The organism is Mycobacterium sp. ABE4_509, from assembly GCF_056160785.1.
This window is the reverse complement of record NZ_JBSWXU010000198.1, coordinates 1-7,740: the sequence shown is the minus strand read 5'-3', so window position 1 is coordinate 7,740 and position 7,740 is coordinate 1. Positions and strand designations below refer to the sequence as shown.

The window sequence follows — 7,740 nt, the reverse complement described above, 5'->3', positions numbered from 1 at the left end:
GTGCGGCGCCAGCCCGCCGGCGAACCGGGCCACAGTGGCGCCCTGGTTGCCGGCGTCCTCGCCGAGCTCCCCGCCGGTGATGACCAGGGCGGTGTCGGCCGCGCCGACGCGGTCGGGACCGTAGGTGATGAAACCGGTGTCGCGCAGCGCGGCCAGCACGGTATCGCGCTGGGTGTCGTCGACCGGCGGGGTGTTGGGATCGGAGTCGTTCAGCAACGCGATGCCGAGCAGGTCACCGGCCTGCGAACCCTGGTCGACGGTTGCGGCGCTGAGCTGCGAGCCGGCCGGCACGATGGGCGAGTTGACCACCGAGAGCAGCTTCTCGGCCGAATGGGCGTCGACGAACTCCTGGGTCAGTCCGACGGCGCCGGTCACCGTCCCGCCGGCCTGGCCGATCAGCCGGGACAGTGCATCGACGTCGTCGCCTGCGGCGTCCGGGGTGCGGAACAGCACCACCGATTTGCCCGCCATGGTGTCGGTCAGGATGCGCGGAGCCATTTGGGCATCGAAGTCGTTTGCCGCGCTGAGCTTCTCGTTGAGCGCGTTGCGGTCGTCGGTCAGCGTGTCGATCTGGTTCTGCATGTCGTTCTTGTCGTCGCGCAGACCCGACAGCACCGTGTTGGACAGCAACCCCGAGCCGAGCGCGACACCGATGGCCAGCGCCAGGAACACCGCGGCCAGGGAGATGGCGTGGGAACGCAGCGAGATCACGACGGGACTCCTAGGAGATGAAGCTCTGCACCCAGAGCGTGAATCGGTTCCAGTATTCGACGACCCACTCGAGCACCGCGGCGTCGGCGCGGGACACCCACAGCGCGGCGATCACCGCCACCAGCATCGCCAGCACCAGCAACGCGATCGCGCCGCCGGAGACGCGGCTGCGGTACAGCGTGGCGACGGCCTTGGAGTCGACCAGCTTCTCCCCCACCTTCAACCGGGTCAGGAAGGTCGAGGGGTTGCTCTGCTGGCGGGTGCGGTCGAAGAACTCCTCGATGGTGGCGGTGTGGCCCACCGTGACGATCAGCGCGGCGCCGTGGTGGTCGCACAGCAGCAGCGCCAGGTCGGCGGCCGAGCCGGCGGCCGGGAACGTCATGGCGCCGACACCCAGGTCCTGGATGCGTTCCAGCCCGGCGGCGTGGCCGTCGGCGTCGGCGGGCAGCACGACCTGGGCGCCGCAGCGCAGCACCTCGGCGCTGATCTGGTCGGGGTCGCCGACGATCAGCGCGGGGCGGTATCCGGCCTTGCGCAGGGTGTCGGCGCCGCCTCCGACACCGACCAGCACCGGCTGGTATTCCTTGATGAACGGCTTGAGCGCTTTGAGATCTGCTGCTGCACAGGGCTCTTCAGCGACCACCACGACGTGGCGGCGGTTCAGGTCGACGTCGATGTCGGGGATTCCGATGCCGTCGATGAGCAGCGGGCTCTCACTGCGGATGAACTCGATGGTGTTGCCTGCGAAGGCCTCCAGATGCGCGACCAGGCCGCCCTTGGCTTCCTGCATGAGCTCGTGGATGTCGGCGTCGGTGCGCTCGGTGCCCAGGATCAGCCGGCGGTCCCCGGAGTACACGCCGCCCTCGTTGAGGCGGATCCGCGCGCCGTCCTTGACCTTCCTGAAGAGCTCGTCGCCGGTTTCGTCGATCAGCGTGATGCCGTTGACGACCAGGACCTCCGGGCCGAGGTTCGGGTAGCGCCCGGAGATCGACGAGGAGGCGTTGACCACCCCGGCGACGCCGGCGTCTACGAGTGCGTCGGCGGTGATGCGGTCGAGGTCCTGGACGTCCATCACCACGATGTCGCCGGGGCCGACTCGGCGCAACAGTTTGTCGATGTCGCGGTCGACCCGGGCGGTGCCGGTGACGCCCGGGCGTGAGCTGGCATTACGGGACAGCAGCGCTGACATCTTCATGCGGCGATTCTGTCCAGTGAGGTCCGGGATGCGTCGGAGGCGCGCCGTAACACCAGCCTCAGAAGTTACTTCTTTTCACATCTGTCACACGCTCAGGGGGTCTGCTCCCGGTCCTTGCGGGCGGTGTCGAGAAGGTCGCGCGCATGCGCCCGACCGCTGTCGGACTCGCCCATACCGGCCAGCATCCGGGCCAGCTCGGCGACCCGGTCGTCGTCGTCGAGGCGGCGCACCCCACTGGACTTCACCCGCCCGCCGCCGCCCTCGGCACCGGCATCGACCACCAGGTGGATGTCGGCGTAGGCCGCCACCTGCGGCAGGTGGGTCACCACGATGACCTGGTGGGTCCGCGCCAGCCGCGCCAGACGGCGACCGATCTGCACCGCCGCGCGCCCACCGACACCCGCGTCGACCTCGTCGAACACCATCGTCGTGCCCTCGGTCGAAGCCGCCAGCACCACCTCCAGCGCCAGCATCACCCGGGACAACTCGCCGCCGGAAGCACTCTTGTTCAGGGGCAGCAGATCGGTCCCCCGGTGCGCGGCGAAACCGAACTCCACCGCATCGACACCGTCATGCCCGGCGTGCACCGTGGCGCCGGACGGCAGGTCCAGCGGTGCGCTGTCCTCGGCGCGGGCCGCCAGCGCGGTGACCTCGATGCTGAACTGCGCCCCGGCCATCGCCAACCCGGACAGTTCCTCGGTGACCGCCTTGGCCAGCCCCTTGGCGGCCTTGACCCGGACCTTCGTCAGACCCTGCGCAGCGTCTACGACCCTGGCCTGCAGCGCCTCCACCCGGCGGGACAGATCGGCCAGCGCATCCTCGGACACGTCGAGCTGCTCGAGGCGCCGCCGCGACTCACCGGCCCAGGCCAGCACACCGTCGATGTCGGCGGCGTACTTCTTGGTCAGGGTGCGCAACTCGGCCTGCCGGGCCAGTTTCGTCTCCAGCGCGCTTGCGTCGGTGGGCAGCTCGGACAGGTAGCGGCCCAACTCGCCGGACACGTCGACGAGCACGGTCAGCGCCGCGTCGAGCTGCTCCGAGAGCGCCTTGAGCTCGGCGTCGTCGCTGTTCTCCAAAGCCGTCCGGGCCTGCCCGACCGCGCCCGCCGCGGAGAACCCGTCGGCGACGTCGTCGCCGGCACCGGAGAGCGCCGTGCGCGCAGTCTGCACCGCGTCGCGCACCGCGTCGAGCTCGGAGAGCCGGCGGATGTCGGAAACCAGCACGTCGTCCTCAGCCGGCGCCGGATCGACCGCATCGATCTCGTTCAGCGCGAACTGCAGTCGGTCAGCCTCCTGTGCCAGCTCACGCGCCCCGCGCCGGCGGTCCTCGAGATCGCGGCGGGCCGCCAGCCACTCGTCGCGCGCAGCACGGTAGCGGCCGAGCTGGGAGGTCACATCGGCGAATCGGTCCAGTGCGGCGCGCTGCTGGTCCGGGCGCATCAACCGGAGCTGGTCGTTCTGCCCGTGCAGGGTCAGCAGTTCGTTGGTGAACCCGCTCAGCGACTTCGCCGGCACGCTGCGCCCCCCGAGGTAGGCCCGTGAGGGGCCGTCCCGGTTGACCGAGCGCGCCGCGATCACGCTGTCGTCGTCGTCGCGCTCAGCACCCGACGAATCCAGAATCCCGTCGACCCGGGTGGCCACTTCGGCACCGAGTTCGGCTGTCGTGAAACGACCTTCGACGACAGCGCGATCGGAGCCCGAACGCACCTTGGTCGGGTCGGCGCGGGCCCCGCCCAGCAGGTGCAGACCCGTCACGACCATGGTCTTACCCGCGCCCGTCTCGCCGGTCAGCACGGTCAGCCCGCCGTCGAACTCCGCCGTGGCGGCGCTGATGGCTCCCAGCGACTCGATCCGGATTTCGGCTAGCACTACTGTCCGCGCCACCCCGTGACCGGCAACCGGAACTTGCGCACCAAGCGGTCGGTGAACGGGGCGCTGTCCAGGCGCACCCACTTGATCGGAGTGGCACACCGGGTCACCTCGAGCCGCCCGCCGGCCGGAACCAGCATCTCGCGGCGGCCGTCGCAGAACACCAGCGCGGCATGCCCGCCCGATTCGATCTCGATCGCGATCGACGCGTCCGGGCTGGTCACCATCGGGCGGGCGAACAGCGCATGCGCGTTGTTGGGAACCACCAGGATGGCCTCCAGATCCGGCCACAGCACCGGGCCGCCGGCCGAGAACGCGTAAGCGGTCGACCCCGTCGGGGTGGAGACCAGCACGCCGTCGCACCCGAAGGTGGACACCGGGCGTCCGTCGACCTCCACCACCACGCCGAGCACCCCGAGCCGCGGGCCCTTCTCCAGGCTGGCCTCGTTGAGCGCCCAGCCGCGGTCGAGAAGCTCACCGCCGGCGCGGACACTGATGTCGAGGGTCATGCGCTCCTCGATGCGGTAGTCCCGGTTGATGACGTGTTCGAGCACCGTGTCGATCGAGTCGGCCTCGGCCTCGGCGAGGAAACCGATCCGGCCGAGGTTCACCCCGAGCACCGGGATCTCGACGTTGCGCGCCAGCTCCGCGGCCCGCAGGAAGGTGCCGTCGCCGCCGAGGACCAGCACCAGCTCGCAGCCTTCGGCGGCGCGCTCGTCGGCATCGACCACCTGGATGTCGACCCCGAGCGCACGCATGTCGTCCGGCGCCAGGTGCAGCGGACCGCGATCGACCGCTTCGGCCGAAAGTACCCGCAGCGCAATGCCGTTGTCCCCGAGCACCTTCTCGACCCGGCGAGCGACCTCGGTCGCCTCGCCGCGTCCGGTGTGCACGACGAGCAGGATGCTGCGCTGTGTCGGCGAATCGGTCACTGCGGCCCCTCGTCGACGGCACGTCGCACGGCTGCCTCGAGCGCGGCGCCGTGCAGCGACGCCTCGCCCTCGACACGCAGGTGCAGGAAGTACTCGACGTTGCCCGCCGGGCCGGGCAACGGGCTGGCCGCCGCGGCCACCGCAGGCCAACCCAGTTCAGCGGCGCGGCGGGCCACCGAGAGCACGGCGTCGGCGCGCAGGGCGGGATCGGACACCACCCCGCCGGAGCCCACCCGGTGCCTGCCGACTTCGAACTGCGGTTTCACCATGGGAACGATATCGGCCGCCGGCGCGGCGCAGGCGACCAGTGCGGGCAGCACGGTGGCCAGCGAGATGAACGACAGGTCGGCGACGACGAGATCGACCACACCGCCGATCGCGTCGGGGGTGAGCTCACGCACGTTGGTCCGCTCCAGCACCGACACCCGCGCATCGGTACGCAGCGCCCAGGCCAGCTGGCCGTATCCGACGTCCACGGCCACGACTTCGCGGGCGTCGCGGTCGAGCAGCACCTCGGTGAATCCACCGGTCGAGGCGCCCGCATCCAGGCAGCGGCGACCCTCGACCGGGATGGCGAGCGTGTCCAGCGCCCCGATCAGCTTGTGCGCCCCGCGCGACACCCAGCTGCGCTCACCGCTGTCGTCGACGGTGACATGGGCGCTGACCGGTATCGCTGTGGCAGCTTTGGCGGCGCGCATCCCGTCGACGCTGACCAGCCCCGCACCGATCAGTTCGGCAGCCTGCTGGCGGGACCTGGCCAGACCGCGCCGTACGAGCTCGGCGTCCACACGAGCGCGCCGTGTCACGCGGTCAGCCCTTCTCGACCGATTCCAGCGCGCGCACCAGTAGTTCGTGTGCCTGCTCCAGGCGCACGGCCAGAGAATCCAGGTCGGAGGCCGATCCGACCGATAGATCGGTCGGATCGCCCAGCAGTTCGGCGACCTCGGCGCGAATCTGGTCGGGTTCGTTGCTCATATCGGTGTTCACGCTAGTCGATCTCGGTCGACACCAGCGACCACCGCTGCATGGCCTGTCGGGCCGCGTCGTCGCCGGCGCCGATCGCCGTGGGCCGATCACCGGTCCAGGCCCACAGCGCCGCGGCGATCGCGCGGACCACCGACAGGGCGTCGCCGGGATCTTCCCCGGTCGAGCGCACCGTCAGGGTCGGCGGCTCGACGTCGACGCGCCAGCCCGGCTGCGGCGCCACCCGCAGCACCTCGGCGTCGTCGGTGAGGGCGCGCAGGTCTTCGGCGAGGTAGTCGGGGCGTTCGGCCGGGATCGCCCAGATCGCGTCGGCGGCGTCGTTGACGCCGCACAGCACCATCAGGCTGGGCAGCTCGGCAGCGTTGGCGCCGGCGATGTCGGTGTCGAGGCGGTCCCCGATCACCAGCGGGGTCCGGTAGTCCCCACGGGCCAGCGCATCGGCCATCAGCCGCGGGGACGGCTTGCCGGCCACCTGGGGGTCCTGTTCGGTGGCGGTGCGCAGCGCGGCCACCATCGAGCCGTTTCCGGGCAGCAATCCGCGTTCCGACGGCAGCGTCTTGTCGATGTTGGCGGCGACCCACAGTGCCCCGGCCCGGATCGCCAGGGCGGCCTCGGCCAGGTCCGGCCAGCTGGTCTCCGTCGAGTGGCCCTGCACCACCGCGGCCGGGTCGTCGTCGAACCGGCGCACCGGCGTCAGGCCGGCCGCACTGATCTCCCCGGCCAGCGCGTCGGTGCCGACCACCAGCACCCGCGCTCGAACCGGCAACTGGTCGGCGAGCAACTTGGCTGCGCTCTGCGCGCTGGTCGCCACATCGTCGGGTTCGGCGGTGAAGCCGAGTTCGCGAAGGTGGGCGGCGACCTGCCCGGCGTCACGCGATGCGTTGTTGGTGACGAAGAGGATCCGCGACTCGACGCCGGCGAGCGCCTCGACCGCCCCCGGGGTCGGAGCATGACCCCGAAACGCGGTGCCGTCCAGGTCGAGCAGCAGGCAATCATGTTGGCGGGCCAGCGCACTCATGTCAGGACAGCTCCGTGACACGGTCTTCGGCGTCGGTGGCACCCTCGAGGTCGGCGGCCGCTGCGTGCACGAACCACTGCAGGGCCTCCTCCTCACGGCCGAGGGCGAGCAACGTGTCCGCGTAGGCGTAGAACAGCCGGGCGGCGGTCTGGCCGGTGCGCGCCGGGTCCAGCTGCGGGCTGGACAGCACCGCCAGTGCCTGCTCGTGCTGCCCCAGGTCGGAGCGGGCTCCGGCGACCACGATGCGCAGTTCGTCGGCGTCGTCGCCGGCCAGCTGCGCGGCTTCGGGGCCGCGAGCCAGTTCGATCGCACGCTCGGGGCGACCCACGCCGCGCTCGCAGTCGGCGATGAGGGCCAGCAGCGGTGAACGACTGCCCATCCGCTTGGCGGCCCGCAGTTCGGCCAGCGCCTGTGCCCAGTCGCCGGACTGGTAGGCCGCGATGCCGACGGCTTCCCGGACCGCGGGGATGCGGGCGGCACGGGCACGCGCGGCCCGGGCGTGCGCCAGGGCGGTTTCGGGGTCGTCCTCGAGGAGTTCGCCGGCCGCCACGAGATGACGGGCGACGAAGTCGGCGGTGGTGCGGTCCAGGGTGGTCAGTTCCCCCCGGATGTCGGGCGCCAGTTGCTTGGCCTCGATCTCGGCCGGGATGGGAGGTCCGGCCTGCCCCTGGGCGGTGTCGTCGGGGCGGGGCTGGGCGGGACGTGCCCGCTGCGGTCCGGAGTTGCGCGGGGCCGACCGCTGATCACGGCGCGGGCGTTGCCTGCCGGCGTCGGAGGCGCGATGCGGTCGGCGATCGCCGCGGCCGCCCTGGTTGTCGTGGGGCACGCAGAAAAGGATACGGGCTCGAAGTGCACAGCGACTATTCGCCCACAATTGTAGAAGTCGGGAAAATCATCGAGAAATAGGAAATCGCCCCCCACGCAATTGTGGGGGGCGATTCCAATTTGTGTTCGGCGGTGTCCTACTTTTCCACCCGGTATGGGTAGTATCATCGGCGCTGGCAGGCTTAGCTTCCGGGTTCGGGATGGGAC

At 70.9% G+C, this 7,740-nt stretch carries 8 protein-coding genes and 1 rRNA gene; all 9 read right to left on the bottom strand.

From position 1 onward, the window contains the following. A partial coding sequence (locus ACXAID_RS25900) for a copper transporter (RefSeq protein ID WP_475025043.1) occupies window positions 1-711 on the bottom strand: 711 nt, incomplete at its 3' end. Between the two features lie 10 nt (window positions 712-721). After that, complete coding sequence (steA, locus tag ACXAID_RS25895) at window positions 722-1,906, bottom strand: putative cytokinetic ring protein SteA (protein ID WP_475025042.1); 1,185 nt, start codon at window positions 1,904-1,906, stop codon at window positions 722-724. 92 nt (window positions 1,907-1,998) lie between these two features. Beyond that, window positions 1,999-3,774 (bottom strand): DNA repair protein RecN, encoded by a 1,776-nt coding sequence (gene recN / locus ACXAID_RS25890; RefSeq protein ID WP_475025041.1) that lies wholly within the window; start codon window positions 3,772-3,774, stop codon window positions 1,999-2,001. Then, a complete protein-coding gene (locus tag ACXAID_RS25885) occupies window positions 3,774-4,706 on the bottom strand; it encodes an NAD kinase (protein ID WP_475025040.1) in 933 nt (310 codons plus the stop codon). Before ACXAID_RS25885 ends, recN begins: the two co-directional genes overlap by 1 nt. After that, entirely contained in the window at window positions 4,703-5,512 is an 810-nt protein-coding gene (locus tag ACXAID_RS25880; RefSeq protein ID WP_475025039.1) for a TlyA family RNA methyltransferase, read from the bottom strand. The genes ACXAID_RS25885 and ACXAID_RS25880 overlap by 4 nt, the downstream gene beginning before the upstream one ends. A 4-nt stretch (window positions 5,513-5,516) precedes the next feature. After that, complete coding sequence (locus tag ACXAID_RS25875) at window positions 5,517-5,681, bottom strand: hypothetical protein (RefSeq protein WP_475025038.1); 165 nt, start codon at window positions 5,679-5,681, stop codon at window positions 5,517-5,519. A gap of 13 nt (window positions 5,682-5,694) precedes the next feature. After that, entirely contained in the window at window positions 5,695-6,708 is a 1,014-nt protein-coding gene (locus ACXAID_RS25870; protein ID WP_475025037.1) for an HAD-IIA family hydrolase, read from the bottom strand. Between the two features lies 1 nt (window position 6,709). Next, window positions 6,710-7,534, bottom strand: coding sequence for a tetratricopeptide repeat protein (locus ACXAID_RS25865; protein ID WP_475025036.1), 825 nt, complete (start codon window positions 7,532-7,534; stop codon window positions 6,710-6,712). 123 nt (window positions 7,535-7,657) lie between these two features. After that, window positions 7,658-7,740, bottom strand: a 5S ribosomal RNA gene (rrf, locus tag ACXAID_RS25860); the annotation flags it as partial.